This is a genomic window from Streptomyces sp. NPDC054796 (assembly GCF_053611545.1).
The window spans coordinates 71478-98137 of record NZ_JBSHAO010000021.1; the positions used below are offsets into that span (position 1 = coordinate 71478).

Here is a 26660-nt window from a genome sequence, read left to right on the forward strand (position 1 = left end):
CGGGCCGCGGAAAGCGGCGGTCATGACGGGCTCCCACTGCCGTGGGGCCCGTAGAGGTCGAGCAGCCGGACCCGGGCCGCCTTGAGCCGTCGGGCGACGGTCTCCGCGACGAAGACGGCCACGGCACGGCCCAGCACGGGGTCCTCGTCGCACAGGGCGCGCACGGCGTCGGCGTCGAACTCGTAGGCGTGCACCTCGGTGGTCGCCACCGCGCCCAGATGCCACTCGTGGGGAGTGAACAGCCAGGACCAGCCCAGGAGTTCGCCGTGCCGCAGGATCTCCACGACCGCGGGGCCGCGGCCCGGCACACGCACGTCGAGCGCGACGGTGCCGCTCCGGACGAACCAGAAGCGGTCCGCCCTGCCGCCCTCGTGGAAGAGGCGGGTGCCGACGGGGAAGTGGACCTCGTGCGCGAGCGCCATCAGCCGGTCGCCATGACCGGGCGGCAGCGTCGCGAGGACCCGGCTCTTCGTGATCATCTGTCTCTCCTGGTCTCGTTACCCACAGTTCTCCACAGTGGGCGGGCCACGCCGGGCAGCTTGGCCATGCCGGCCATGCCGGGCACGTGGTGCCGGCCCCTTTCACTCGTACTCGGCCGGGGGCCTGTCACAGCTTGCGCAGCCAGCCGTCCCCGACACCGTCCAGCGCTCGCTCGGACGGCTGGAGATGCGCGTCGTCGATCCGGTAGGTCAGCTCGTCGACGACGGACACCACTCCGTCGACCTGCTCCGCCAACCGCACGGCGAGAGGCACGTCGCTGCGCTTGTCCAGCTCTCCCCTGAGCGTCACGACGCCCTCGAAGACGCTGACCTCGATGGCGTCCCTGGGCAGCCAGAGCGAGCGGACCAGCACCTCGTTGACGACCTCGGCGCGGATCTCCGCGTCCCGCCGCAGGAAGACCCGCAGCAGGTCGTGCCGGGTGACGATGCCGACGAGACGGCCCGTCCTCGGGTCGGTGACGGGCAGCCGGTTCACGCGGTGCCGCGCCATGATCCTGGCCGCCTCGGTGACGGTGGCGAGCGGCCCCACGGTGACGGCGGGTGCCGACATGAGCTGACGGGCCGTCACTGCCTCGGCCTTCACGGCCGCCTTGCGCGCCCACCTGGGGAGGACCAGCCGTCGCAGCCACGGGGGCCGCTCAGGGCGGTCGAGTGCCTCTCGCCGCCGCTGCTCCCCTGTGGCCTGCCGGGCCATGAGGTCGCTCTCCGAGACGACGCCGAGCACACGCAGTTCCCTGTCCACGACCGGCAGCCCGCTGATCCGCCGGTCGGCGAGCACGGCGGCCACCTGCTTGAAGGTCGCACCAGGGCCCACGCGGGTGACGTCGCCGGTCATCACGTTCTCGATCCTGCGGTGTTTCATCGCGGTCACCTCTCCTCCGGTCTCCTCCGGTCTTCTCCGGTCGCGGTCGCCGAGAACAGCGTCCGTCCGTGGCGAGGGGGAATCTCAGGGCCGCAGGGGGCCTTCGCGGGGTCCGACCGGCTCCGGTGCGGGGTCCGTGTTGCCCCCTCCGTACCGGGAGGGCGTGAGGTCAGCCGGCCGGGACGCGGGGCACGAAGGCGACGGGGCAGCGGGCATGGTGCGCGACCGTGTCCCCCACCGGGCCGAGGCGTCCGGGCGTGCTCCGGCCCACCACCAGCAGACCGGCACCCGCCGAGGCCCGAACCAGGGCCCGTGCCGGGCTGAGGCCACGCACATCGGCCAGGACCTGGACCCGCGGGTACCTCAGCCGCCACTCCCGCAACACGTGGGCCAGTGCCCGTACTTCCTCGTCCTCCCACACCGCGCGGTCCTCGCCGCAGACCGCGAACGGCTGCCACGGGTCGTCACGGGCAGCGGGGTTCCAGGCGTGCACTGCTCGCAGCCGGGTGCTGTGCCGCGTGGTGGTCGCGGTCGCGGTCGCGGCGAACGCGTATGCCATGACCGCGCCGTCCGGGGCACGGGCGTCCACGCCCACCACCACCTCCGACCGGCTCTGGACCGCTGAGGCCGCCGGGGTGGCCGGGGAAGCCGCTGTCCGTCCGCGCGGCTCCGGAAGTCCCTCCGGAAGTCCCGTCGGCACCAGCGCGATCGGGCACGTGGCCTGCGTCAGCGAAGCCAGCGCGGTGGAGCCGAGCAGCAGCCCGGGGAAACCATCAACGCCCCGCGTGGTGGTGCTGGCCGATACGGGGGCCGGTGACGGCGTTCCCCCTTCACAGCGCCAGGGCGAGGGCCGGACCGTGGCCGCCACGCCCGTCTCCCCCGCGGAGCGGGGAACCGCAGGAGGTGGTGCGGCCGAGCCGCTGCCCAGCGCTCATCACCCGGACACCGGGGGAGGGGCACCGGACCGGACGGTCCCGTACACATCGGCGGCGGCCCGGCGCTGGGCCCTCGTCGCGGCGACGAAGGACGCGGACACGGTAGTGGCCGCGCGGCGTCGCGGGCGCCGCCCCGCGTCGCCGTACGGAGCCAGGAGCGGCCGTAAGACCCTGGACGTGCTGCTGCGGATCTCGCACTGCCCGGTCACCGTCGTCCCTGTCTTCGACGGGCCTGCCGGTGACGGCGCGGGCGTCGGCTGAGCGGCCGTCGGCGGTGTGCGTCTCGGGGATCCGTGGGACGTATGCGGGATCGGGCAGCCTTCGGGGGCCATGGGAGGTCAGCGACTCTGGATGTTCCGGACGGCCTTCGGCAGCGGACGGAACTCCTTGAGCCCGGAGCCGGCGGCTCCGGCGGCGGCTCCCGCGAGCAGGACCGGGAGCGGGGCGGTCACGGCCGGATGACGTTCAGGCCCGCTTCGGCGGCGGCCTCGAAACCGTCGTCGATGGCGACGACTTCCCGTCCCATCGCGTCCAAGAGGGACGCGGCGATCGCCGCGCGCATCCCGCCGGCGCAGTGCACCCACACCGTGCCGCCCGGCACCTCGTCGGCCCGGCTGTGCAGCTCGTGGAGCGGAATGTGCACCGAGCCCTCGATGAAGCCCTCTCCGCGCTCGGAATCCCGTCGCACGTCCAGCACCACCACGTCCGTAAGACCGGCGGGACCGGCGAGACCGGCGAAGCGGGCGCGGGGGAAGGAGGCGAGCCGTTCCCCTTCGCGGACCCGGGCGGCCGGGCCTCCGGTGGTGGCGGCCGGGCGACGCGCCGCCCACTCGTCGTCCTCACGGACATCGACCCGCGTGAGCTGCCCGTCCACGGCGCGGCGACGGGCCTCGGCGGGAGACAGTTCGGCGGGGGTGCGGCCGTCGCCGGAACCCGGGCTCTGCGCCGAGGCGGGCAGAACCGTCCGGATCGCCTCGTAGTTCGAGGCGTGGGCGACGGCGATCTGCTGCCCCGTCATCGGGCAGACGTTCATCGCCTCCTCCCAATGGGAGGTGGACTCCCATTCCGCCACATTGACGAGGGAGAACCTGCTCCCTGGGACGATGGTGCGGAACATGTATGTCCGAATGAACCCGGGCTGAGCGGCCATCACTTCCGCGGCACCCTGCCAGGCGTCGAGATACGCGCTTTCCCGCTCCTCGCCGATCTCGATCGGAATGATCACGACGTGGCGATTTTCCATCTGCTGCCTCCTCTGTTCCACAAGGGAATGGTGTTCCGCGAGGGAACCGCGACTCCCGGCGTGCCGATCAGCACTTTCTGGGCGCAGCCTGCGCGCACACGCCCATGAGCGGCAAAGGCGTTTGCTGAATCGGCAACACGGCCGCGGGCGGTGCGTGATCCTGCCGGCCGTGTCACTCACCACAAAGGGCCCGCCAGCAAGCTGACGGGCCCTCATGAGCGATCGAGGCTGATTGTCCGCTGCTTCCCGCGGCAGGCGTCAGGCCGGGCCGGAGCCCTCCATGGCCTGGACGAGGGACCTGGGGCGCATGTCGGTCCAGTGGGTGTCGATGTACTCAAGTGCCTCGTCGCGGCCGGTCTCACCCAAGGCGGTACGCCAGCCCTCGGGGACGTCGGCGAACGAGGGCCACAGCGAGTGCTGCCCCTCGTCATTGACCAGGACCAGGTAGGTGCCGTCCGGGTCGTCGAAGGGATTGCTGCTCATCCGGTCACTCCTTCTCAGCGGATTCGTCTTCACCGGGGTGGTGTGACATTCGCAAACGACTCACGGGGAGAGGGGCGGCACAAGCCGGCACCCCGGCGCCCGTGCGTGGTCGGCCTCCTGGCCCCGGTGTCCGTGTCGACCGCATGCCGCTCGGTCCGCGCACAGGATCCGGCGGGAGGGCCAAGGTGAACACTTTACGTTGCGGGCGCTTCCAAACCTCTCCCACCTGCCTCTTTGGTGATCCGCAAGCAAACGTGAGATACAGCATATTGCCGCGTCTTTACTCGCCCATTGCCTGCCGTGTTTCGATGAGTCGGTCCGCTTCTTGATCGCTCCGACCACATCCGACGGCGTCGCCGGCACGGCACCGGCAGGACCGATGGGGATGCTCATTCTCATGCCCGAAAACCGACCTGAACTGCGACTCTCCGATGCTCAACTCGGGGTCTGGCTCGCGGAGCGTGCTGGCTTCAGCCGCCCCGGCGCCTATCAGTGGGCCGAGTACCTCGTCCTGGACGGAGACGTCGACGCCGGCCTCCTCGCCGCCTCGGTGACCAGAGCGGCGACCGACTGCGAGGCGGTCAACGTCCGCATCGTCGGGGCAACGGATTCTTCGCCCACGCAACCGCTTCTCCGGACCCCGGAACACACCGTCGAAGTGGTCGACCTCCGGGAGACGTCCGACCCGGACGCCGCCGCGCGGGAGTGGATGCGGGCCGCTCTGGCCGAGGCCGGAGGCAGCGACGCCGGGCCGCTGTTCCTGGGGGCGGTGCTGCGCGTCACCGACGACCGCACAGTGGTGTTCCACCGGGTCCACCACATCGCCCTCGACGGCGCGGGCATGGCCCTGTTCGCCGAACGTGTCGCCGAGGTCTACCGCTGCCTGTACGACGGGCGCGCCGTTCCGGAGTGCGACTGGAGCGGACTCCGTCCCCTGGTGCACGCCGAGGCCGCCTACCGGGAGGCGGCGGAACGCGCCGAGGACCGGGACTGGTGGCTGGAACGGCTGGCCGGAAGGCCGGACTTCTTGAGCCTCGGCACCCACCCGGCGCCGGCCACGGAGCACTCACTGCGGCTGACCAGGGTTCTGCCGGAGGAGGAGTTCGCCAGGCTGCGGGACGCCGCGCAACGGCTCGGACACCGCTGGACCCGGCTGCTCACCGCGGCGACCGCCGTCTACCTGCACGCGATGACCGGCAACCGTGATGTCGTACTGAGCCTGCCGGTCGCCGGCCGCCCGCCCGAACTCACCCGGGCCGTGCCCGCGATGACGGCCAACGTCCTGCCCCTGCGGTTGCGCGCCGACCCGTCGGCCACCGTCGGCGCCCTGCTCGACCAGGTCGCCGGGGAACTGCGGCTGGTGCGCCGTCACCAGCGTTACCGGGGTGAACACCTGCGCCGCGAGCTGGGCTACCCCGAGGACGGCAGAAGGTTCTTCGGCCCTGTGCTCAACATCCAGCGGTTCGACCGGCCGCTGCGGTTCGGCCCGGTGACCGCCACGGCCCACAACCTCCAGGCGCCACCGTCGGAGGACCTCTCGATCGTCGCCTACGACCGTGGCGACGGCGTGCTGCGCCTCGACTTCGACGCCAACCCCGACAACTACGGCGAAGACCTGCTGCACGACATCGCCGACCGCTTCCTGCACGTGCTGTGGCAGGTGGCGGACGCCGACCAGGACACACCACTGGCCCGGATCGCGCCGGCCACCGCGCCGGAGCGCCGGCACAGCGCCGCGCTGGGCACGGGCGACCGCACGACGGCCGCGCCCGCAGGGACGCCCGCAGGGACGGCCGTCGGCCGGTTCGCGGAACAAGTACGCCGCACGCCCGACGCGTTCGCGGTGCGCTCGGCGGAGACCGGTGAGCGGCTGACCTACCGCGAACTGGACGCGCGGAGTTCCGCGCTGGCCGCCGAACTCACCGCGGCCGGGGCGGGCCCTGAGCGGACCGTCGCCCTGCTGCTCGAACGGTCGGCCGACCTGGTCGTCGCGGCACTCGCGGTGGCGCGGACGGGTGCCGCCTACGTCCCGTTGCAGCGGGACGACGCGCTCTCCCGGCAGGAAGCGGTGCTCTCCGACGCGGGAGCGCGGGTGCTGCTCACCGACCGGCACACCGAGGGTGACCCCGTCGTGCCGCTGGCACGCGACCGTGGAGTGCGGCATCTGGACGTACGGGCAAGGACAAGGGGGTTCGGGGCCACGGAGCCGCGGGTCGCACCGGAAGCGCTGGCGTGCGTGATGTTCACCTCCGGCTCGACGGGACGCCCCAAGGGCGTCGCCATCACCCAGGGCAACCTCGCCGGGCTGGCCGCCGACCGGTGGTGGTCCGAAGGCGGCGCCGACCGGGTGCTGCTGCATTCGCCGCACGCCTTCGACGCGTTCAACCTGGAACTGTGGGTGCCGCTGCTGACCGGCGGCGAGGTGGTCGTCGCCGCACCGGGACGGCTGGGCCCGGCCGAACTGTCCCGGCTCACGGCCGGCACCGGGATCACCGGACTGTGGCTGACCGCCGGACTGTTCCACGCCATCGCCACGGAGGACCCCGCGTGCCTGGCCGGAGTGCGCCAGGTGTGGACCGGCGGTGACGTGGTGTCTCCCGCGGCGGTGCGCGCCGTGCGCACCGCGCTGCCGGAACTCACCGTCGTCAACGGGTACGGCCCCACCGAGACAACGGTGTTCGCCACCAGGGGCGCCGTCGGCGAGAGGGCGCCCGAAGACGCGGGATCCGAGGACGCCGGGTCCGAAGACGCGGGGCCGGTCCCCATCGGGACGCCGCTGGACGGCAAGCGGGTGCTGCTGCTCGACGACGCGCTGCGCCCGGTGCCACCCGGCGCGGTGGGCGAGCTGTACCTCGGGGGCGTCGGGGTGGCGCGCGGCTACCTGGGCCGGGCGGCCCTCACCGCCGAGCGCTTCGTGCCCGACCCCTACGGGCCGCCCGGCGCCCGCGTCTACCGCACGGGCGACCTGGCCCGCTGGAACCACGAAGGGCGGCTGGAGTTCGCCGGGCGCACCGACGGGCAGATCAAGCTCCGCGGCTACCGCATCGAACCGGGAGAGATCGACGCCGCACTGCTGGCCGAGCCCGGCGTGCGCCAGGCCGCGACGATCCTGCGCGAGGACCGGCCGGGAGTGCGGCGGCTGGTCTCCTACGTGGTCACCGAGGGTAAGGGCGAGGGCGACGCCGCCGCGCTGCGCGACGGTGTGGCGGAGCGGCTGCCGCCGTACATGGTGCCGTCGGCCGTGGTCGGGCTGGACCGGCTGCCGCTGACCCGCAACGGCAAGCTCGACCGGTCCGCACTGCCGGCGCCGGAGTCCGCGAGCACGGGCACGAGCACGGACACGAGCACCGGCACGGGCACAGACACAGGCACGGGCGGGGCTCCTCGCACCGCCGTCGAGCAGCGGCTGGCCGAGCTGTTCGGCGAGGTCCTCGGCCTGTCCGAAGTACCGGTCGACCAGGACTTCTTCCAGCTCGGCGGCGACAGCATCAAGGCGATCCAGCTCGCCGGAGCGGCCCAGCGTGCCGGTCTCGCCGTCGGCACCCCCGACGTGTTCCGCACCCCCACCGTCTCCGGCCTGGCCAGTGGCGTCGGAGCGGAGCAGCCGGAGACGGGGCAGCGGGTCGCGCTGGGCGACGCGGACGACCCCACGGTCCCGCTGACGCCCATCATGCACTGGCTGCGTGAACGCGGCGGCCCGGTCGACGGCTTCACGCAGTCCCTGACCGTACGCACCCCGGCGGGCATGACCGGGGAACAGGTGCGCGCGGTGGTGCAGGCGCTGGTCGACCACCACGACATGCTGCGGCTCTCGCTCACCACCACGGCGGGCGGCCTGTGGGCCCTGGAAGTGCGGCCGCGCGCCACCGTCGAGCTGAACCGGCAGGACACCGTGCTCGACCCCGGGCACGGGCGAGTGGTCGACGCACGCTGGCAGGACCGCGGCCCGGCGGAGGCGGGCGAACTGACCCTCACCGTGCACCACCTCAGCGTCGACGGTGTCTCCTGGCGCATCATCCAGGAAGACCTCCGGGCCGCCTGGGAGGCCGTGAGGGACGGGCGCACACCACGGTTGCAGCCGACGGGCACCTCCTTCCCCCAGTGGGCGAAGGCACTGGTCCAGTACGCGCACCACCCGTCCGTGCTGGAGGAGTTCGCCCGGTGGCAGCCGGACCTGCCGGACCTGCCGGAAGCACCGGTCCGGCCGGACCAGCCGCTCCCCGAGGATCCCCCCGTCGCAGACCGCGCGCTGGACCGCACGGTGGACACCGAGGACACCCGGCTCCGCCACTCCGTCACCCTCTCCGGCGCACTCACCGCACACCTGGTGACCGAGGCCACCGCCGCCTTCGACTGCTCGGTGCACGAGCTGCTGCTCACCGCGTTCGCCCTGGCCGCCGCCGACTGGCGGGAGGGCCCTGACACGCTGCTGGTGGATCTCGAAGGCCACGGGCGCGAGGAGTTCGCCGCCAACCTGGACCTGTCCCGTACGGTCGGCTGGTTCACCACCCTGTTCCCCGTGGTGCTCGACCCCGGATGCTCCTGGGCGGAAGCCCGCACCGATCCGGCCGCGCTGGACGGCGCGGTGGCCATGGTCAGGGCCTGCGTACGGGATGCCGCGCGCGCCGGACTGAGCCACGGGCTGCTGCGCCACCTCAACCCGCAGAGCGGCCCGGCACTGGCCGCCCGCCCGGCGCCGCAGTTCGCGTTCAACTACCTGGGCCGGTTCGACGTCGGCGGCGAAGGGGACTGGGCGGTGGTGGCCGACACCACCGTGTCCGGTCCTGACACCGGTGGCGGGCTGGCGATGGCGCACACCGTCGAACTGGACACGGTGATCGCCGACCACCCGGACGGCCCCCGGCTGGTGGCGAACTGGTCATGGCCGGGCGGGCTGCTCACCGAAGCACGGATCCGTGACCTCGCGGACCGGTGGTTCGACGTGCTGACGGCGCTGACGCGGAGGGCCCGCACCCGGGCGAAGGGCGAGCTGCCACTGCCGCCGCTGGCACAGGGGCTGCTGTTCCACTCGCTCTACGACCACGACGGCGCCGACCCCTACCTCGTCCAGTTCGTCTTCGACATCGGCGGACCGCTGGACCCCGCCGCGCTGCGCGACGCACTCCACCGCCTGCTGCTGCGCCATCCCCAGCTCTCGGCGGGCGTCCGGAACAGCCCGTCGGGACGTCCCGTCCAGGTGGTCGTACCGGACTTCGCCGTGGAGTGGCAGGAGATACCCGCGCACGAGGACCTGGAGCGTTTCCTCGACGCCGACCGCAGACGGCGGTTCGACCTGGCCAGCCCCCCGCTGGTCCGCGCTGCACTGCGGCACCGTGCCGGCGAACGGCACACCTTCGTACTGACCACGCACCACCTGCTGCTGGACGGCTGGTCCATGCCGGTCCTGATCGAGGAGTTGTTCGCGCTCTACGCAGGCCGCGCACTGCCACCCGCGACGCCCTACCGCGACTTCCTCGACTGGCTGTCGACAAGGGACTCCCGCGCGAGCGAGGCCGCCTGGCGCGCGCTGCTCTCCTCCGTCGACGGTCCGACGCTCGTCGGCGGCGCAGGGCGACGCGGTTCGGCCGCGGCCCGCCACCGGCTGACGGCCGAGCTGGACGAGGCCACCAGCGCACGCGTCGACGCCGTGGCACGGCAGCACGGGCTGACCGCCAACGTGGTCGTTCAACTGGCGTGGGCGGTCCTGCTCGGCGCCCTGACCGGCCGCGACGACGTGGTGTTCGGCGCGACGGTCTCCGGCCGCCCCGCGGAACTGCCCGGCTCGGAGCGGATCGTCGGCCTGCTGATCAACACCATCCCCGTACGGGTCCGACTCGACCCCCGCCTGTCGGTCGCCGAGTCCCTCGCGGAGCTGCGCGCCCAGCAACTGTCCATGCTGGACCACCAGCACGCCGACCTGACACGGTTGCAGTCGATCGCCGGGCACGCCGAACTCTTCGACACGGTCGTGGTCTTCGAGAACTACCCGATCGACGAGGACGGGCTGCGCGATCTCGTGCCAGGGCTGGAACTCAGGGACGTCCAGGGCCGGGACGGCACGCACTACCCGCTGACGCTGATCGCCATGCCGGGCGACGGCCGCCTGCGGCTCCGTCTCGACCACAGCACCGACCTGTTCGACGAGGAGGGCGCCCGCCGCCTCCTCGACCGCCTCGGCGCACTCCTCGACCGGATCACCGCCCGTCCGGAGGCAGGGCTGGGGCAGCTCGGTCTGCTGCTCCCGGACGAAGAGGAAAAGCCCGCGGACCGCGAAGCGGAACCCGTCCGTGGCGTGCAGCCCGCGCGCCACGCGCTGCCCGCGCTGTTCGAGGAGCAGGTGCGCCGACGGCCGACGGCCCCGGCCCTCACCTGCGGGGAGACCACCCTGTCGTACGGGGAGCTGAACGCGCGCGCTAACCGTCTCGCGCGGCTCCTCGTCGAGCGCGGGGCCGGCCCTGAACGCCTGGTGGCCCTGGTGCTCGGCCGTTCGACGGACCTCGTGGTCGCGGTGCTGGCCGTGCTGAAGTCGGGCGCCGGCTACCTGCCGCTGGACCCGGCACACCCCGAGGAGCGGGTGCGGCAGGTGCTGACCGACGCCGCACCCGTGCTCGTCGTGACCGGCGAGCCGCTCGCGGTCCCGCATCCGCAGATCGTGCTCGACGGCACCGAGCAGGGCGCCCCTTTCCCCGAGGGCGACCTCGGTCTGTCCCCGCACCCCGACAGCGTCGCCTACGTGATCTACACGTCGGGCTCCACCGGAGCCCCCAAGGGCGTCGTGGTGTCGCACCACAACGTCGTGCGGCTGCTCTCCGTGTCCGACGACCGGTTCGGATTCGGCGACGAGGACGTGCACACGCTGTTCCACTCCTACGCCTTCGACGTCTCGGTGTGGGAACTGTGGACGGCGCTGGGCCGCGGCGGCCGCCTGGTGATCGTGCCGGACGACGTCGCCAAATCGCCCCGGGAACTCGTGGGGCTGCTCGCCCGGGAAAAGGTGACCGCGCTGAGTCAGACCCCCTCGGCCTTCTACCAGCTCATGCGGGCCGAAGCGGAGGCCGCGCCGGGCGGGCTGCCCGCGCTGCGGGCCGTCGTGTTCGCGGGCGAGGCACTGGAACTCTCCCGCATCCGCTCCTGGCACGGCCCCGGACGGCCGAAGCTCGTGAACATGTACGGGATCACCGAGACCACCGTGCACTCGACCTACGCCGAGCTGACCGATCCCGACGAGACCGCCGGTGTCATCGGCACCGCGCTGCCCGATCTGCGGCTGCGTCTGCTGGACCACGCGCTGCGGCCTGTCCCGCCGGGCTGCACGGGCGAGATCTACGTGGCCGGTCCCGGAGTGACACGCGGGTATCTGGGGCGGCCCGGTCTCACCGCGGGCCGTTACGTCGCCGACCCCTTCGGCGCACCCGGAGCCCGGATGTACCGTTCCGGTGACCTCGCACTGCGGCGGGCCGACGGCACACTGGAGTACCTGGGCCGCGCCGACCAGCAGGTGAAGATCCGCGGATACCGGATCGAACCCGGAGAGATCGAGCGGGTCCTCGAACAGCACCCCGCCGTGGAGCGCGCCGTGGTCCTCGCCGACGCGGACCCCGACGGCGGCAGACTGCTCTGCTACGTCGTGACGAAGGGGGAGGCGGCCCCCGCAGCGACCCCCGCCGGACTGCGCGAGTACGCCCGGACGGTCCTGCCCGCGCACATGGTGCCCGCGTTCGTCCTGCCCGTCGACGGGATCCCGCTGACAGGCAACGGCAAGCTGGACCGCCGGGCCCTGCCGCGACCGGAGACCGCGCTGCCGGTGAGCCGCCCGCCGGCGACCGCACGCGAACGGCTCCTGTGCACGCTGTTCGCCGAGACACTGGGGGTCCCCGAAGTCGGCGCGGAGGACAGCTTCTTCGACCTCGGCGGGCACTCACTGCTGGCCACCCGCCTCATCAACCGGGTGCGGGCCGAGACCGGCCACGAGCTGAGCATCCGCGCCCTCTTCGACGCCCCCGTCGTCGCCGACCTCGCGCGGTGCCTGCCGGAGCAGCCGGACGGCGCACCCCGGGCCCGGCCCGCCGCGACTGTACGCCCGGAGCGGATACCGCTCTCGCCCGCGCAGCGCCGGCTGTGGTTCTTCAGCAAGTTCGCCGGGCCCAACCCGGTCTACAACATGTCCTTCGCGGTCCGGCTGAGCGGCCCCCTGGAGGCGGAACACCTGCACGCGGCCCTCGGCGATGTGCTCGTCCGGCACGAGAGCCTGCGCACCACCGTCACCGAGACCGACGGCGAGCCCTGCCAGCACATCGGCACGGCGGAGACGCTGCCGTTCGAGAGGGTGACCACGTCGGAGGCCGAACTGCCCGGCCTGCTCGCCGAAGCGGCCACCCACGTCTTCGACCTCACCGTCGAACTCCCCGTCCGCGTCCTGCTCTACGAGACCGCACCCGAGCGGTACGTGCTGCTGATCCTGCTGCACCACATCGCCGCCGACGGCTGGTCGCTGGGCCCACTCGCCCGCGACCTGTCCACCGCCTACCGGGCCCGCCTCGCCGGCGAGGCCCCGCGATGGGCGAGCGAGCCCGTGCAGTACGCGGACTACGCGCTCTGGCAGCGGGGGCTCGACCTCGACGCCGGGATCGCCTACTGGACCGAGACCCTGCGCGGCGCCCCGGAGGTGCTGCCGCTGCCGTTCGACCACCCCAGGCCGCCGGTGTCCGCGCACCGAGGGGAGACCGTCGCCTTCGCTCTGGACGCCGATCTGCACACACGGCTGGAACGGCTCGCACGGTCCACCGGCACCAGCCTGTTCATGGTGACGCACGCCGCGATCGCGGTGCTGCTGTCGCGGCTCGGCGCCGGTGCGGACATCCCCATCGGCACACCGGTGGCCGGGCGGCACGACGAGGCGCTGCACGACACCGTCGGCTGCTTCGTCAACACGGTGGTGCTGCGCACCGACCTCAGCGGCACACCGACGTTCGCCGAACTGCTGGAGCGGGTCCGCGCCACCGACCTCGACGCGTTCGCCCACCAGGAGACGCCGTTCGAGCAGGTGGTCGAGGCGGTCAACCCGCCGCGCTCACTGTCCAGCCACCCGGTCTTCCAGGTGATGCTGGCCTTCCAGGACACGCCGCCCGCGGTGTTCGACCTGCCGGGCCTGCGGGCCGAGCCGGTCGCAGCGCACGGTGGCGCCTCCCGCATGGACCTGCTGTGGAGCCTGCGCGGGCACCACGGCGACGACGGTGCGGCGGCCGGTGTCGAAGGCGAGCTGGAGTACGACACCGAGCTGTTCACCCCGGCCTCGGCGCGGCTGCTGCTCGCGCGCCTGGAAGGAATCCTGCGCGCTGTGGTGGCGGACCCGCACCGCCGCGTCGCCGACCTCCCGGTCCTCGTCGCGGGTGAGCACGAGCGGCTGACCGGCCACTGGAACTCCACAGCCCACGACGTTCCCGGGGCCACCGTGGCCGACCTGTTCGCCGCCCAGGTGCTCCGCACCCCCCACGCACCAGCCGTACGGCACGGGGACACCGTGCTCACCTACCGGGAGCTGTCGGAGCGGGCGGCCCGCACGGCGGCGCGGCTCCGCGCCCGCGGCGCAGGGCCCGGCAGCCTGATCGCGCTGGAGCTGCGGCGCGACGCCGAACTGCCCGCAGCGCTGCTCGCGGTCCAGTCGATCGGTGCCGCCTATCTGCCCGTCGACCCCTCGCTGCCGCCGGAGCGGACCGCGGCGCTGCTGGCGGACGCCCGCCCCCTGCTGGTGGTGCGCAACGCCGACGGCCCCACCGCCGACGGACCCGCACCCGACGAGCTCACACCCGACGGGCTCACCGTCACCGCCGGGTCAGACGACCCGGCGTCCGTACCGGAGAACACCGCGTACGTGACGTACACCTCGGGCTCCACCGGGCGGCCGAAGGGCGTCGTCGCGCCCCACAGCGCGCTGACCAACGTGGTGCTCGCCCTGCGCGAGCAACTCGCGGTCGGCCCCGAGGACCGCGTACTGGCCGCAGCCCCCGCGAGCTTCGACATGTCCAAGCCCGAGCTGTACCTCCCCCTGGTCACCGGTGCCACGATGGTGCTCGCCGGTGAGGGCGCGCTGCGGGACCCGGACGAGCTGTCGGCACTGCTCGACCGCCACCGGGTCACCGTGATGCAGGCGACCCCGTCGCTATGGCAGACCCTCGTGACGCGACGCCCTGACCAACTGCGCCGCATACGCGCGGTCGTCGGCGGCGAACCCGTACCGCCGGAGCTGGCCGGGACGCTGACAGGGCGTACGGCGTCCCTGCTTGCCTGCTACGGCCCGACCGAGACCACGGTCTGGTCCACCACCCACACGGTGGGCCGCGTGACGACCGCAGCCGTGCCCCTCGGGCGTCCCCTGCGGAACACCCGGTGCCATGTGCTCGACGCCAGGCTGCGGCCGGTACCACCGGGCGTGACCGGCGAACTGTACGTGGCCGGTGCGGGCGTGGCCACGGGCTATCTGCACCGCCCCGGCCTCACGGCGACCCGGTTCGTCCCCGACCCGTTCGGCCCGCCGGGAGACCGGATGTACCGCACCGGCGATCTCGCGTCGTGGACCGCCGACGGGGTGCTGCGCTTTCACGGGCGGACCGACGACCAGGTGAAGATACGCGGTCACCGCGTCGAGCTGGGAGAGGTCGAGGCGGTGCTGGCCCGCCACGACGACGTCGAAGCCGCCGCGGTGGCCGTGCACGACCGGGGGGCCGACGACCGCCGCCTGGTCGGCTACGTCGTCCCCACCGGCGCCGATCCCACCGGCGCCGACCTGGACTCGGTGAGCGCACACCTGGCCCGGCACCTTCCTGACTACATGGTGCCCGGCCGCCTGCTCGCGCTGGACCGGCTCCCCCTCAGCACCAACGGCAAGCTGCTGCGCGACCGGCTGCCCGAACCGGACTGGGCAGCGGTGCGGGACTCCCCGCCGCCTTCGAGCCTCCGCGAGCACCTGATGTGCGAACTCTTCGCCGAGGTGCTGGACCTGCCCAGGGTCGGCCCCGGGGACAGCTTCTTCGAACTGGGCGGGCACTCGCTCCTGGCGGCACGGCTGACCGACCGGGTGCGGAACGTGCTCGGGCTGGAACCGACACTCCGGAACGTCTTCGAGGCGGCCACCCCCGCCGCGCTGAGCCGCCTGCTGGACCGCACACCCGCCACCCCCGCACCCGCAACCCCCGCACCCGCCCACCTCGTGCCGTTCCGGGCCGAAGGACCGGCGGGGCCGGTCTTCTGCGTCCACCCGCTCAGCGGGATGAGCTGGCTGTACTCGGGACTGCTGCGGCACATCGGCCGCGACCATCCGGTGTACGGCATCCAGGCCGAGGGCCCCGGGGGAGTGGCGGACCTGCCGGGCACCGTCGAAGCGATGGCCGAGCGCTATGTGGACCTGGTGCGCTCAATCCACCCCGGCGGCCCCTGCCACCTGGTCGGCTGGTCCTTCGGCGGGCTCGTGGCGCACGCGATGGCGGTACGGCTGCACGAACTCGGCGAGCCGCCCGGGTCGCTGTTCCTGGTGGACACGGTCGCAGGTGACGGAGCAGGTACCGGAGCCGGACCGGAGGCGCCCGTCGACGACCGGCGCGTGCTCAGGGTGCTGCTGACGGCGGCGGGGTTCGACGACGAGCGCATAGCCTCGACGGACCTGGACTTCGACACCGTCTCGGCACTGCTGCACCGGGAGGGCAGTGTGTTCGCCCGGTTCACCGAGGACGACATCAGCCGCGTCATCGAGGTGTCGCGTCACAACGACAGGCTCACGCGGGCCTACCGTCCACCGCGCTGCCCAGGGGACACCACCTACGTCGAAGCGGCGCCGGACGGGCCGCGCCGGGTCCCGCACCACGAGCTGTGGCGGCCCCACGTCGGCGGCGACCTGACCGTCCGTCATGTCACCGCGTCGCACCACCGCGTGATGCAGCCGCAGCACGTGGACGAAGTCGGAGCACACCTCCGCGACCTGCTGAGGAGGCGGAGTTGACCAGCGCGGAGACCAGCACCGTGCCCGGTGCACTGGCCGAGCTGCCCGCCGGTACCCGGGTGGTGATCCGGCTGCCCAACGGCCGAGGACTGGCGGACGTGCTGCTCGCCTGCTTCGACCTGCGCCTCGTCGCCGTACCGCTGCACCCGCGCACCACCGCCCGAGCGGTGGCCGGCATCGCCGGACGCGTCTCCGCCGCAGCGCTGGTGGACGCCGACGGCCTGCACCGCACCGGTCTGCCCGACGTGCACACGGCCCCGGACGACCTCGCCTTCATCATGTTCACCTCGGGCTCCACAGGCCCGCAGAAGGGGGTCATGCTCAGCCGGCGTGCGGTACTGGGCAACGCGTCCAGGACCGCGGCGCTGCACGGGCTGGCACCCGACCGGCCCCACGGCACCTGCCTCCCGCTCTACCACTGCAACGCGCTGGTGATGTCGCTGCTCGGCACACACCTCACCGGCACACCGCTCACCCAGCAGGCCGCCTTCGACCCGGCCGGCTACTTCGGGGCGCTGGACGCCGCAGGAGCCAGGACCGCCTCCATCGTGCCCGCACTGCTGTCGGACCTGCTGGAGGAAGGACCCGACTGGCCGGAGAGCCTGGAGTACCTGATCACCGCGGCGGCGCCGCTGACCACCGACCTCGCCCGCCGCTTCCACCGCCGCTACGGGCCGCGCCTGCGGCAGGGCTACGGCCTCACCGAGGCGGTCAACTTCAGCTTCACCATGCCCCGGCTCGACGACGCGGAGTTCCGCGAACAGTATCTGGAACACGTACCCCCGGTCGGTGCGCCGCTGCCGGACACCGAACTGCGGCTGGAGTCCGGCGAAGTCTGGATCAGAACCCCCGACCTGATGACCGGCTACTGGCAGGACAGCCGGACCACAGCGGCCACGGTCACCGAAGACGGCTGGCTGCGCACCGGCGATCTCGGCGAACTGCGCGACGGCCTGCTCGTGCTGCGCGGACGCGCGGGCGAGCGCATCAACCGGGGCGGGGAGAAGCACTACCCGCTCGACATCGAGCACGGCTGGCGCCGGGCGGGACTGTCCGGCAGGTTCGCGGCAGTCCCGGTGGACGAACCCTCGCTCGGCCAGGACATCGGGCTGATCGCCACGGAACAGCCCGTCTCCGCCGTACGCGAACTGTACGAGCGGGCGCCGCTGCGCCCCGCAGCGGTCCAGTTCGGCGGGTTCCTCGCGACGTCCACCGGCAAGCCCCAGCGCAAGGCGATGAGCCGGGCCCTCACCACCCGCCGGCTGGCCTCCGCACGGTACGAACGACTGCTGCGCCACGCCGCGGCCACCGCCCGCGACCTGCTGCGCTCGGGAGCCCGCCACCACGGTCTGCGCGCACTGGCCGCACAGGCCGACGGCCACCCGGCAGCGGGAGCGGGAGCGGCACCGGGAGCGGGACCGGGAGAGGACGCCGTTCTCGACGCCCTCGACTTCATGCGGAAGCACTGGCACGACGAGGACGGCGCGGAACTGTCCCGGGCCAAGGCCCACTGGCACACGACGCTGCTCACCGGATGGCCCCTGGCGGAGCACGCGGAACTCGCCGCCGAAGTGGCCGCCTGCCACGGCCACGAGACACCGCCGGTGCCGTTCGGAAGCGAGGCGCGACTCGGCGGCGGCACGCTGCTCGTGCTCCCGCACGGACCCGCTGCCGACGGCCCCGGCTGGCCGCTGGGCCCGCTGCTGGCCTTTCTGAACGGTTCCACCGAGGAGGAGGAAGGCGAGCCGGACCGCTGGACGCGGCTGACCCGGCTGCGCGACCGCGGATTCCCGACAACGGGCTGCTCGGTGCTGCGCGCCGGGCGGCACGACCTGGGCGGCGTGCTGTGGGCACGGCAGCCGGACCCCGGACCGATCGACGAGCACACTGGAGCGACTGGATGACGCAAAGCACCGAAACGCCCGGCCGGACGAACCGGATGAAGGAGTCTCCCGACCACGAGGACGAGATCCTCGACGTCGAGCGGCATCAGGACCCCTCCCGGAACCGGCTGACCCCCGTGGTGCGACTGCCACCGGACGTCGCCCTGAGCGTGGTGGAAGCGCTCGCCGGCCTGGTCCGGGCGGCACACCGCACGGAGCGGGAGCGGCCCACCCCCGCCGGCGTGCTCAAGCAGGCGCAGGAGTTCGAGGAGGGCGACGTCTTCATGCTGGAGCCCCCCTTCGAGGGCTACTTCGCCGACCGCTACCTGATGGACTTCTACGACACCGCCGAACGCGACATCTGCTCGCGCATGCATCTGCACACCGGGTTGCGGTTCGTGCGGATGATGACGGGTCCCGAGACCACGATCCGGGTCTCCAGCCTGTCCCCGATATCCGTACGCCCCGCGACGGGGGACTGGGCGGGCCCGATGAGCACATTCACCGACGCGCTGCCCGGTACGCCCGCCGGGGTGCACCGGGACCGGCACAACGTCATCGTGCCGCCGAACTCCTGGGTGGACATGCAGATCCCGCGGGGGGTGTCGCACCAGTTCAACGCGGTCGGTCCGAACGCGGTGATCGACTCGGTGCACCCGGAGGAATCCATCGAGACACTGCGCGAGGGAATGTCGGGCTACCGGATGATGGCCCAGACCATCTTCCTCGCCAAGGACAAGAGCCCTGCCAGCACCTGCGCCGACACCACCGCACCGGCCGACACCCCGCACCCCTGACCACGACACCCCGCACCGGAGCGGCGTCGACCGGGTCCGGGAACCCGGTGCGTTCCCCTCCGCGTGGTGGCGGAAGTGGTGACGCCGGTCGTGCTGTGAACGTCCCGCCACGTGGGTGCCCCGGCCACCGGGCGGGGCACCCACGTGGGCGGGGTCAGGAGTGGGTGGGGATGGGTGCGGTGGTGGTCCTGCGGCGGGAGACGACGACGGTGGCGGTGCCGGTCAGCAGGGCCACGACCGCCGCCGCGAGCACGGCCGCGGCGGGAAGCGGGGTGCCGGTCGAGGCGAGTGCGGAGTCCCCGGTGCCGCCGACGGTCGCGGCGGCGCTGCCCGAGGTCCCCGAGGAGCCGGAGGTGTCCGAGGCACCTGCGGTGCCGGTGCCGCCGCCGTTGTCGCCGCCGGGCAGGGTGGCGTCCTCGTCGAGGGAGATGTTCACGGTGACCGGGTCGAGGGCTTCCCCGGCCTCATAGAAGCCGCCGAACGCCTTGGCGCCGTCGGCGGTGAGCTTCGCCGGTGTCCCGGAGAGGGTGAGGATGCCGTCCTTCGCCGCGAGGTCGCCCTCGGGCAGGTCCAGGGTGGCGAGCGCCAGGCCGTCGTAGGTGGAGACCTCGTGCGTGGTGCGGTCCTTGGCGCGTACGTCGGCCGCCAGGGTGCCCTTGCCGTCGGCGACGGTTACCGCGAGGCCGCTGAGCTTGAGGTCGAGGGCGTAGGAACCGTCGGACTCCTTGTGCCCGAGGAAGCGCACCGAGCCCTGGAAACCGGCCGACAGCTTCTGGTCCGCCGAGTCGAAGGAGCCTTCGGCCCCGGAGAAGCGGTAGACGGAGCCGGACTCGGCCGCGCCGTCGGCCAGTTCGATCCTGCCCGAGGCGATGGGCCCGGTGACGTAGGAACGGAAGGACTCCTTGACGCCCCAGTCGAGGTTCCCGTCGACCAGGGCGCCGTCCTCGGCCGCGGTACCGGACGAGGGGGTGTCCGCTTCCGTGCCCCCGGTGCCCGATGTGCCGCCGGCACTGGACGAACCGCCGGTGCTGCCCGAGCTGCCCGAGCCGGACGAGCTGCCCGTGCTGGAAGAGCCGCCGGAACCGCCGGAGGTGGTCCCGCCGGACGGGTCGGCGGGGCCGGGGTCCTCGCCCGCCGCCGTGGTCATGGCCAGCGTCGCCGGGTCCAGTTCGGCGCCCTCCTCGTAGAACCCGGCGAACGCCTCGGCGCCCTCCGCCGTGAGGGTGGCGGGTATGTCCGCGAGCACCGTGCTGCCGTCCTCGCCCTGGCCGGGTGTGACACCGTCGAGGGCGAGGTCGGCCAGGGGCACGTCCTGCTCGGCGGAGTGCTCGCCGTTGTTGTCGCTCTCCACGTCGGCGGTGAGGGTGCCGGAGGTGGTCGTGGTGTCCACCTTCAGGTCGCTGAGGGTGATGTCGAGCGCGCCGTGGTGGCCCTCGAAACGCACGGAGCCCTTCACCGTGGCGGACGCGGCGTGCGTCTGGGAGTCATAGGTGCCCTTGGCGTCGCCGAAGGTGAACACGCCGTTGTCCGCGGCCTGTTCGGCGCCGTCGGACACGGTGATCTTCCCGTCGGCTATCGGGCTCGTCAGATATCTGCGGAAGGACTCCTTGACGCCCCATGTGAGGGAGCCGTCCACGATCTGCGAGGGCGACGCGGCGGCGCCGTCCTCGGCGGCGTGTGCGGGGAGTGCGGTGAAGGCGGTGCCGCAGACGAGGGCCGCGGTGGCGGTGGCGGCGGCGAACGCCAGGGGGCGTCGGGGTGTGGGTGTGGACATGGCCGGTTCTCTCCTCGGTGGTGTCTCGGGGGTGTGGCGGGACGGGGGGTGCGGGGCGTGTTCGCGGCGGGGGAGCGGGTTGGAGCGGGTGCTCCGTCCGACGCGACGGGCCGAAGCGGGCGGTGCCAGGGTGTGCCGGGGCGTGCGCGGCCGAGGTCAGCCGGTGCCGGATTCGTCGGCCGCCCGCGCGGCGCGGGCGCGGCGGCGCAGCAGGAGGACGCCGCCCGCCGTGAGGGCCGCGAGGACGGCCGCGCCCGCGGCGACGTAGGCGGTGACCGGCGCGGCCGTGTCCTCGGTGGCCGACGTGGAACGGTCGTCGGCGGCGCCTTCGGCGCGTGGGGAGGTGTCGCTGCCCAGATCCGGCAGCGCTGGCAGCCGGGCCTCGCCGGTCACCGCGACGGACAGGGTGACCGGATCCATGGCGGTACCGGCCGGGTAGAGGGAGGCGAACGCCTTCGCGCCGCGTGCGGTGAGCTTCGCGGGGGCCTCACCCACGGTGGCGAGCCCGTCCTCCGGTTCGAGGTCACGGGCGGGGAAGGTGACGAGCGGGACCTCCGTGTCGGTGGTGCCCTCATGGGTGACGTCGGCCGCGAGGGTGCCGCTGTCCTCGGCCACCCGCACCGTGATCCGGCTCAGCTTCAGATCCAGGTCGTGCCCCGTGAAGCGGACGCTCCCGGCGAAGCGGGCCGTCAGCGTTCCGTCGTCCTCGTCGTAGGTGCCGGTGCCCTCGGGGAAGCGGAAGACGGCGCCGCCGTCGCGTGCCCCGTCGGCCGTCTTCCAGCGTCCCTTGGCGACGGGGCCCGTGACGTATTCGCGGAACGTGCGCCGTACGCCCCAGTCGACGGCGGCGTCCTCGAAGCCGCTGCGCGCGTCCTTCCCGTTCTTCGCCTTCTTCTTGCCGTCCTCCTTCTTGCCCTTGTCCTCGGAGTCCTGGCCGGACGAGTTCCCGTCCCCGGTCTTCGGGGCGGACTCGACGACGTCGACGGAGAGGCTGACGGGATCGAGCGCGGTGCCGTCCGAGTAGTAGCCCGCGAATGCCTTGGCGCCGTCGGACGTCAGGGTCGCGGGGACGTTGTTCAGCGCCACGGGGCTGCCACCGCCGCGCATGTCCACACCGGACAGGTTCAGCCGGGCGAAGGGCACCTGCGCGGAGCGTGTCACCTTCCCCGAGCCGCGGGCCTTGCTGACCAGGTCGGCGTACAGGGTGCCGGAGCCGCCCTCGGCGCGGACGGTCGGGCGGCTGATGCGCAGGTCGAGTTCGTTGCCGCCGTCGGGCCCTTTGTGTCCGGTGAAGTGGACGCCGCCCTCGAACGCCGCGTGGAAGGCGCCGGTTTCCGGGTCGTAGCTGCCGCTCGCCGAGTGGAAACGGAACCGGTTGCCGCTGGTCGTCGACGCGCCGTCCGTAGGCGTGTGACTGCCCTGCGCTATGGGCCCCGTCACATAGTTCTGGAAGGAGGATTTGATGCCCCAGTCGAGCCGGCCGCCCCGCACGGTGCGGCTCTCCGCGTGTGCGGCGGATGCCGGGAGCAGGGCTCCGAGCAGGACCGCCAGTGTGGTCAGCGCCACGGCGGCGCGTCTGTAGGGGCGCATCATGTGCCTTTCTCCCGGGGGACGGACGGGGCGGAGCGGAGGAGGCGGACGCACCTCCGGCACGGGCACACCTGAAGCCAGCCCCAGGCACGCCGGAGGATCGCCGGGTAAGGGAAGGCTAACCTAAGCTATGGTCGTCGGGAACTGCCAACATGACGACAGGACGGTGGACTTCGGTGCGCATGCCACGACTGGGCGCGGCCGCTGCCGCGGCACTGGCCCTGCTGCTTCCCCTCACCGGCTGCGCGCAGGGGGGAACGAGCCCCGTCGCGGGCGAGGCCAAGGGGAAGGCCGCCGCCTCCGCCGCGCCCGCCGACCGCGTGGAACCCCTGTCCGGCGACCCCGCACCGCGCCTGCCCGCCACCGTGGAGGGCGACGACGGCCGTCGTGTGACGGTGCGTCAGGCAGAGCGCATCGTGCCCCTCACCGGCAGCATCAGCGAAATCGTCTTCACCCTCGGCCTCGGACCGCGCGTGGTCGGCCGCGACATCACGGCCACCTTCGAACAGGCCGCGAAACTCCCCGTGGTCACCCGCGGCCACGAGGTCTCGGCGGAGAGCGTGCTCTCCCTCCGGCCGGATGTCGTCCTCGCCGACTCCACCACGGGACCGGCCCAGGCCCTCGACCAGATCCGCTCCGCCGGTGTCCCCGTCGTCGTCCTCGAAGCGGCCAAGGAGCTGACGGACGTGGCGGACCGGATCACACGGGTCGCGACGGCACTGGGTGTGCCCGACGCGGGCAAGGCACTCACGAAGCGCACCGACCGGAGGATCGCCGCAGCGCGCGAGAAGATCCCCGCACACCACGAGAAGCCCCGCGTGGCGTTCCTGTACGTGCGCGGATCGGCGTCCGTGCATCTGATCGGCGGGCGCGACTCGGGCGCGGGGTCGCTGCTGGAGGCGGCCGGTGCCCTCGACGCGGGCACGGAATCGGGGCTGACGAAGGACTTCACCCCCATCACGAGCGAGGCGCTGGCGAAGGCGGCACCGGACGCGTTCCTCGTCATGACGAAGGGGCTGGAGTCGGTAGGCGGCGTGGACGGCCTGCTCGAACTGCCCGGCGTCGCCCAGACACCCGCCGGGCAGCGGCGCCGTGTCGTCACCGTCGACGACGGCGTACTCCTCAACTATGGCCCGCGCACCGATCAGGTCCTCACCTCTCTGGTGCGCCAGCTCTACCGGGACGGCGACCGGTGAGCCGCGCCACCACCGAGCCGGACCCGCACACCACCGGCTCCCCTCACCACGGGGAGCCGGACCCTCACCACGGGGAGCCGGACACCCGTCACGGCGAGCCGGATGCCGCACACCCCGAAGCGGAACCGCCGCGCGCACCCGCACCCGCACCCGTACCCCGCCGCTCGCGCGCGGCGCTCCTCACCTCCGGCCTCGTGCTCGCTCTCCTCGCCCTCGCGTTGCTCTCCGCGGCCCTGGGCGCCTACCGCATCCCGCTCGGCGACGTCACCGCATCGCTGTTGCACCGTGCCGGGGCGGGCGGCCACCCGCTCGACAGGGTGGCCGAGAGCGTGCTGTGGGACGTACGCCTGCCGAGGGTCGCACTGGCCCTGCTCGTCGGCGCCTCCCTGGGCACCGCGGGCGCGCTGATGCAGGGTGTGTTCGGCAACCCCCTGGCCGAGCCCGGCGTCATCGGGATCTCCTCGGGCGCGGCCGTGGGCGCCGTCGCCTCGATCGCCCTGGGGCTCACCTTCCTCGGCACCTGGACGGTGACCGTCGCGGCCTTCGTGGCCGGTCTGGTGACGGTCCTCCTCGTCTACGCGCTCTCCCGCTCCGGCGGACGCACCGAGGTGGTCACCCTCATCCTCACCGGGATCGCCGTGAACGCCTTCGCGGGCGCCCTGATCGGTCTGCTGATCTTCTTCGCCGACAACGCGCAGGTCACCCAGATCACGTTCTGGCAACTGGGCTCCCTGGCCCAGGCGACCTGGCCCAAGGTGCTCGCCGTGCTCCCCTGCGCGGCCGTGGGCCTGGCCGTGGCGCCGTACTACGCGCGACGGCTGGACCTGCTGGCCCTGGGGGAGCGTTCGGCGCGGCACCTGGGCGTGGACGTCGAACGGCTGCGGATCGTCCTGGTGGTGGCGGTGGCGCTGCTGACCGCGGCTGCCGTGGCGGTCGCGGGAATCATCACCTTCGTCGGCCTGGTGGTGCCGCACCTGCTGCGCATGGCCGCGGGTCCTGGGCACCGCTTCCTGCTCCCCGGAAGCGCCCTGGGCGGCGCCGTGGTGCTCCTCGGCGCCGACCTCGCGGCCCGTACCGTCGCCGCTCCGGCGGAACTTCCGCTCGGTGTGCTCACCGCCCTGCTGGGCAGTCCGTTCTTCTTCTGGCTGCTGCGCAGGACCCGTCGCGGACAGGGAGGCTGGGCATGAGCGCACCCCGACCGTCACCCCGGCACACCGGTGCCCCGGACTCCCCGCCCCTCCCGCCCCTCCCGCCCCTCGCGCCCGGTGTGCTGCGGCTGCTCGCCCGTCGTCTGCGCGGCCTGCTCGCCGCTCGCCGTCACGGAAGCGGACGCGAGGTGGCCGGTGCGCGGGACGCGAAGGCGACGACGTCCCGGATACGCGCCCGCGTGCTCTGCCCGCGAGGACACCGCAGGCCGCCCGAACCGCCCGCACCCGGTGAGGTGCTGGCCCGCACCGAGCACCTCGGGGTGCTGCGCGGCGGGCGGAGGGTGCTGCACGACGTCGGCCTCACCGTCGGCGCAGGGGAAGTGCTGGCACTGGTGGGCCCCAACGGCGCCGGAAAGTCGACGCTGCTGGCCGCCCTCGCGGGAGACCTGGCGGCCGACACCGGCACGGTCACCCTCGCGGGACGCCCCGCCGCCGACTGGAGCGCGCCGCAACTGGCGATGCGGCGCGCGGTGCTTCCCCAGTCCGCTGAACTGTCCTTCCCCTTCCCCGTGTCGGAGGTCGTCCGCATGGGGCGCGCCCCCTGGGCCGGCACCGCACGTGAGGACGAGGACGAGGCGGCGGTGGGCGCGGCGATGGAGGCGGCGGAGGTGACCGCGCTCGCGCACAGGCCGTTCCCCACTCTCAGCGGAGGCGAGCGGGCCCGCGTGGCGCTGGCCCGGGTGCTGGCACAGCGCACCGCGCTGCTGCTGCTCGACGAGCCCACCGCCGCGCTCGACCTGCGCCACCAGGAACTGGTGCTGCGGGTGTGCCGCCGCGAGGCCGCGGCGGGCGCCGCCGTGGTCGTGGTCCTGCACGACCTGGGCCTGGCCGCGGCCTACGCTGACCGTGTGGCACTCCTGCGAGCGGGACGGATCGCCGCGCTGGGGCCGCCCGCGCGGGTGTTCACCGAGCCGCTGCTGAGCGAGGTGTACCGGCAGCCGGTGGAGGTCCTCGCGCACCCGCGCTCCGGAACACCGCTGATCGTCCCGCACCGCGAACCGCCGCCCTCAGAAGCGACCCAGCGGCGCGGCTGAAGGACCGTCAATCCCCGTGCATCACATGCTGGTTGACCCGCCCCGGCCGAACGGGAGCGGCGCGGGCCGCTCCCGCCGCGTGGGGCCGGACCTCGACCGGCGGGTCAGACCTCGACCAGCACCTTGCCCCGGTTGGCCTCCCGGTGCACGTACAGGCTCTGGTAGGCCGCCGGGATCTCGTCGAAGCCCTTGCGCACGGTCTGGTCGTAGTGCAGCTCGCCGCGCCGGACCAGCCCGCCCAGTTCCCTGTGCATCTCGGCCAGCAGCGGCTCGGTGAACCACTCCTGGGCGAAGATGCCGCGGATCGTGGTGCGCGGGAACATGATGTACGGCAGCAGGCGCGGCCCGGTCAGTTCGCCGTTCACCGTCGTCGCCCACTGCCAGCAGACCGCGACCTGACTGTCCACATTGAGCATGGTGAACACCGCGTCGGTGATCGAGCCGCCGAGGTTGTCGAAGTAGCGGTCGACCCCGTTCGGAACGGCGAGCAGCAGCGCCTCGCGGACCTTCTCGGCGTCGTCCGCCTGGTCGTACAGCACGACGTCGTCGAAGCCCAGCTCCCTCAGATACGCGGCCTTGTCCGGCGACGCGGTGGTACCGACCACCCGGCGGGCGCCCGCGCGCTTGGCGAGCTGGCCCGCCAGCGTGCCGACAGTTCCGGAGGCGCCGCTGATCAGCACGGTGTCGTCCGGCCGGATGGTCATGAAGTACTTGAGTGTGCCCCAGGCCGTCAGGCCGGGCGCGCCCATGATGCCGAGCGCCGTGGACAGCGGCAGTGTCTCGTCGTGGAGTGCCGGGTCGAGACGGCGGTAGGCCGGGAAGACCATCGGGAAGCTGCCGTGTTTCCACACCTCCTCGCGGCCGTCGTGGACGACGTGGCTGCGCCAGCCGCCGAAGCCCTGCACCAGGTCCCCCACCCGGAACGCGGCATCAGGGCCCGCCTCGATCACCTCCAGGACCGAGTCACCGCCCATGTGATGTCCGACGGGCGTCTCCAGTGCCAGACCGTTCTGGTACGGGTCCACCGAGACGTACCGGGTCCGGAAGAGCATCTCGTCCGGCCGGAGTCCGACGTCGGTCTCCTCGGTCACCTTCTGGTAGATCCGGTCGACGTCGGGCACGCCGCCGAGGTGCTCTCGGACCACCCATTTGTCGATCTTCAT

The 26660-nt window shown here is 73.0% G+C and carries 14 protein-coding genes and 2 pseudogenes; 7 read left to right on the plus strand and 9 right to left on the minus strand.

Translation table 11 applies throughout. From position 1 onward, the window contains the following. Positions 1 to 20: 20 nt before the first annotated feature. The 3 genes from ACWGJ2_RS19275 to ACWGJ2_RS19285 all read right to left on the minus strand — a co-directional run bounded on the left by ACWGJ2_RS19275 (position 21) and on the right by ACWGJ2_RS19285 (position 1921). Positions 21 to 479: a cyclic nucleotide-binding domain-containing protein gene (locus tag ACWGJ2_RS19275; protein ID WP_453347327.1), complete on the minus strand. Its 459-nt coding sequence runs from the start codon at positions 477 to 479 to the stop codon at positions 21 to 23. Positions 480 to 606: 127 nt separating this feature from the next. Beyond that, positions 607 to 1362 (minus strand): CBS domain-containing protein, encoded by a 756-nt coding sequence (locus ACWGJ2_RS19280; protein WP_453347328.1) that lies wholly within the window; start codon positions 1360 to 1362, stop codon positions 607 to 609. Positions 1363 to 1531: 169 nt separating this feature from the next. Continuing rightward, complete coding sequence (locus ACWGJ2_RS19285; RefSeq protein ID WP_453347329.1) at positions 1532 to 1921, minus strand: universal stress protein; 390 nt, start codon at positions 1919 to 1921, stop codon at positions 1532 to 1534. On the opposite strand from ACWGJ2_RS19285, the gene ACWGJ2_RS19290 reads away from it, so the two are divergent. Continuing rightward, positions 1920 to 2558: a hypothetical protein gene (locus tag ACWGJ2_RS19290; protein ID WP_453347330.1), complete on the plus strand. Its 639-nt coding sequence runs from the start codon at positions 1920 to 1922 to the stop codon at positions 2556 to 2558. The two genes, ACWGJ2_RS19285 and ACWGJ2_RS19290, sit on opposite strands and share 2 nt — an antisense overlap. Positions 2559 to 2745: 187 nt before the next feature. On the opposite strand, the pseudogene ACWGJ2_RS19295 reads toward ACWGJ2_RS19290, so the two are convergent. From ACWGJ2_RS19295 to ACWGJ2_RS19305, 3 genes and pseudogenes are all read right to left on the minus strand, one after another. Continuing rightward, a pseudogene (locus ACWGJ2_RS19295) lies at positions 2746 to 3117 on the minus strand (rhodanese-like domain-containing protein); the annotation flags it as partial. Positions 3118 to 3342: 225 nt separating this feature from the next. Continuing rightward, a pseudogene (locus ACWGJ2_RS19300) lies at positions 3343 to 3756 on the minus strand (antibiotic biosynthesis monooxygenase family protein); the annotation flags it as partial. A 42-nt stretch (positions 3757 to 3798) separates the two neighbouring features. Beyond that, a complete protein-coding gene (locus ACWGJ2_RS19305; protein ID WP_453347331.1) occupies positions 3799 to 4023 on the minus strand; it encodes an MbtH family protein in 225 nt (74 codons plus the stop codon). A 397-nt stretch (positions 4024 to 4420) separates the two neighbouring features. Here ACWGJ2_RS19305 and ACWGJ2_RS19310 point away from each other — a divergent pair, with 397 nt between their 5' ends. From ACWGJ2_RS19310 to ACWGJ2_RS19320, 3 genes are read left to right on the plus strand one after another with little or no spacing between them, the layout of a single operon-like run. Then, positions 4421 to 16015, plus strand: coding sequence for an amino acid adenylation domain-containing protein (locus tag ACWGJ2_RS19310; protein ID WP_453347332.1), 11595 nt, complete (start codon positions 4421 to 4423; stop codon positions 16013 to 16015). Then, positions 16012 to 17919, plus strand: coding sequence for a class I adenylate-forming enzyme family protein (locus tag ACWGJ2_RS19315; protein WP_453347333.1), 1908 nt, complete (start codon positions 16012 to 16014; stop codon positions 17917 to 17919). Before ACWGJ2_RS19310 ends, ACWGJ2_RS19315 begins: the two co-directional genes overlap by 4 nt. Further along, the gene (locus tag ACWGJ2_RS19320) at positions 17916 to 18695 is read left to right on the plus strand and encodes a hypothetical protein (protein WP_453347334.1); all 780 of its coding nucleotides are present in this window, start codon (positions 17916 to 17918) and stop codon (positions 18693 to 18695) included. The genes ACWGJ2_RS19315 and ACWGJ2_RS19320 overlap by 4 nt, the downstream gene beginning before the upstream one ends. 154 nt (positions 18696 to 18849) lie before the next feature. Here ACWGJ2_RS19320 and ACWGJ2_RS19325 read toward each other — a convergent pair whose 3' ends face one another. Together ACWGJ2_RS19325 and ACWGJ2_RS19330 are read right to left on the minus strand one after the other, a co-directional pair. Beyond that, positions 18850 to 20469, minus strand: coding sequence for an HtaA domain-containing protein (locus tag ACWGJ2_RS19325; protein WP_453347335.1), 1620 nt, complete (start codon positions 20467 to 20469; stop codon positions 18850 to 18852). Between the two features lie 156 nt (positions 20470 to 20625). Next, the gene (locus ACWGJ2_RS19330) at positions 20626 to 22059 is read right to left on the minus strand and encodes an HtaA domain-containing protein (RefSeq protein WP_453347373.1); all 1434 of its coding nucleotides are present in this window, start codon (positions 22057 to 22059) and stop codon (positions 20626 to 20628) included. Between the two features lie 152 nt (positions 22060 to 22211). Between ACWGJ2_RS19330 and ACWGJ2_RS19335 the strand changes: the two genes are divergently transcribed. From ACWGJ2_RS19335 to ACWGJ2_RS19345, 3 genes are read left to right on the plus strand one after another with little or no spacing between them, the layout of a single operon-like run. Continuing rightward, on the plus strand, positions 22212 to 23255 hold the full coding sequence (locus ACWGJ2_RS19335) for a heme/hemin ABC transporter substrate-binding protein (protein WP_453347336.1): 1044 nt from the start codon (positions 22212 to 22214) through the stop codon (positions 23253 to 23255). After that, positions 23252 to 24442: a FecCD family ABC transporter permease gene (locus ACWGJ2_RS19340; RefSeq protein WP_453347337.1), complete on the plus strand. Its 1191-nt coding sequence runs from the start codon at positions 23252 to 23254 to the stop codon at positions 24440 to 24442. The genes ACWGJ2_RS19335 and ACWGJ2_RS19340 overlap by 4 nt, the downstream gene beginning before the upstream one ends. Continuing rightward, complete coding sequence (locus tag ACWGJ2_RS19345) at positions 24439 to 25497, plus strand: heme ABC transporter ATP-binding protein (protein ID WP_453347338.1); 1059 nt, start codon at positions 24439 to 24441, stop codon at positions 25495 to 25497. Before ACWGJ2_RS19340 ends, ACWGJ2_RS19345 begins: the two co-directional genes overlap by 4 nt. Positions 25498 to 25601: 104 nt before the next feature. Here the strand turns inward: ACWGJ2_RS19345 and ACWGJ2_RS19350 are convergent, their stop codons facing one another. Further along, positions 25602 to 26660, minus strand: a complete 1059-nt coding sequence (locus tag ACWGJ2_RS19350) for an MDR family NADP-dependent oxidoreductase (RefSeq protein ID WP_453347339.1) — start codon at positions 26658 to 26660, stop codon at positions 25602 to 25604.

Excerpts from the sequence above, each read along its gene's own strand:
- ACWGJ2_RS19275 (WP_453347327.1), bottom strand. The coding sequence starts at position 479 with ATGATCACGAAGAGCCGGGTCCTCGCGACGCTGCCGCCCGGTCATGGC.
- ACWGJ2_RS19280 (WP_453347328.1), bottom strand. The coding sequence starts at position 1,362 with ATGAAACACCGCAGGATCGAGAACGTGATGACCGGCGACGTCACCCGC.
- ACWGJ2_RS19290 (WP_453347330.1), top strand. The coding sequence starts at position 1,920 with ATGACCGCGCCGTCCGGGGCACGGGCGTCCACGCCCACCACCACCTCC.
- ACWGJ2_RS19285 (WP_453347329.1), bottom strand. The coding sequence starts at position 1,921 with ATGGCATACGCGTTCGCCGCGACCGCGACCGCGACCACCACGCGGCAC.
- ACWGJ2_RS19305 (WP_453347331.1), bottom strand. The coding sequence starts at position 4,023 with ATGAGCAGCAATCCCTTCGACGACCCGGACGGCACCTACCTGGTCCTG.
- ACWGJ2_RS19310 (WP_453347332.1), top strand. The coding sequence starts at position 4,421 with ATGCCCGAAAACCGACCTGAACTGCGACTCTCCGATGCTCAACTCGGG.
- ACWGJ2_RS19320 (WP_453347334.1), top strand. The coding sequence starts at position 17,916 with ATGACGCAAAGCACCGAAACGCCCGGCCGGACGAACCGGATGAAGGAG.
- ACWGJ2_RS19325 (WP_453347335.1), bottom strand. The coding sequence starts at position 20,469 with ATGTCCACACCCACACCCCGACGCCCCCTGGCGTTCGCCGCCGCCACC.
- ACWGJ2_RS19330 (WP_453347373.1), bottom strand. The coding sequence starts at position 22,059 with ATGCGCCCCTACAGACGCGCCGCCGTGGCGCTGACCACACTGGCGGTC.
- ACWGJ2_RS19335 (WP_453347336.1), top strand. The coding sequence starts at position 22,212 with ATGACGACAGGACGGTGGACTTCGGTGCGCATGCCACGACTGGGCGCG.
- ACWGJ2_RS19345 (WP_453347338.1), top strand. The coding sequence starts at position 24,439 with ATGAGCGCACCCCGACCGTCACCCCGGCACACCGGTGCCCCGGACTCC.
- ACWGJ2_RS19350 (WP_453347339.1), bottom strand. The coding sequence starts at position 26,660 with ATGAAGATCGACAAATGGGTGGTCCGAGAGCACCTCGGCGGCGTGCCC.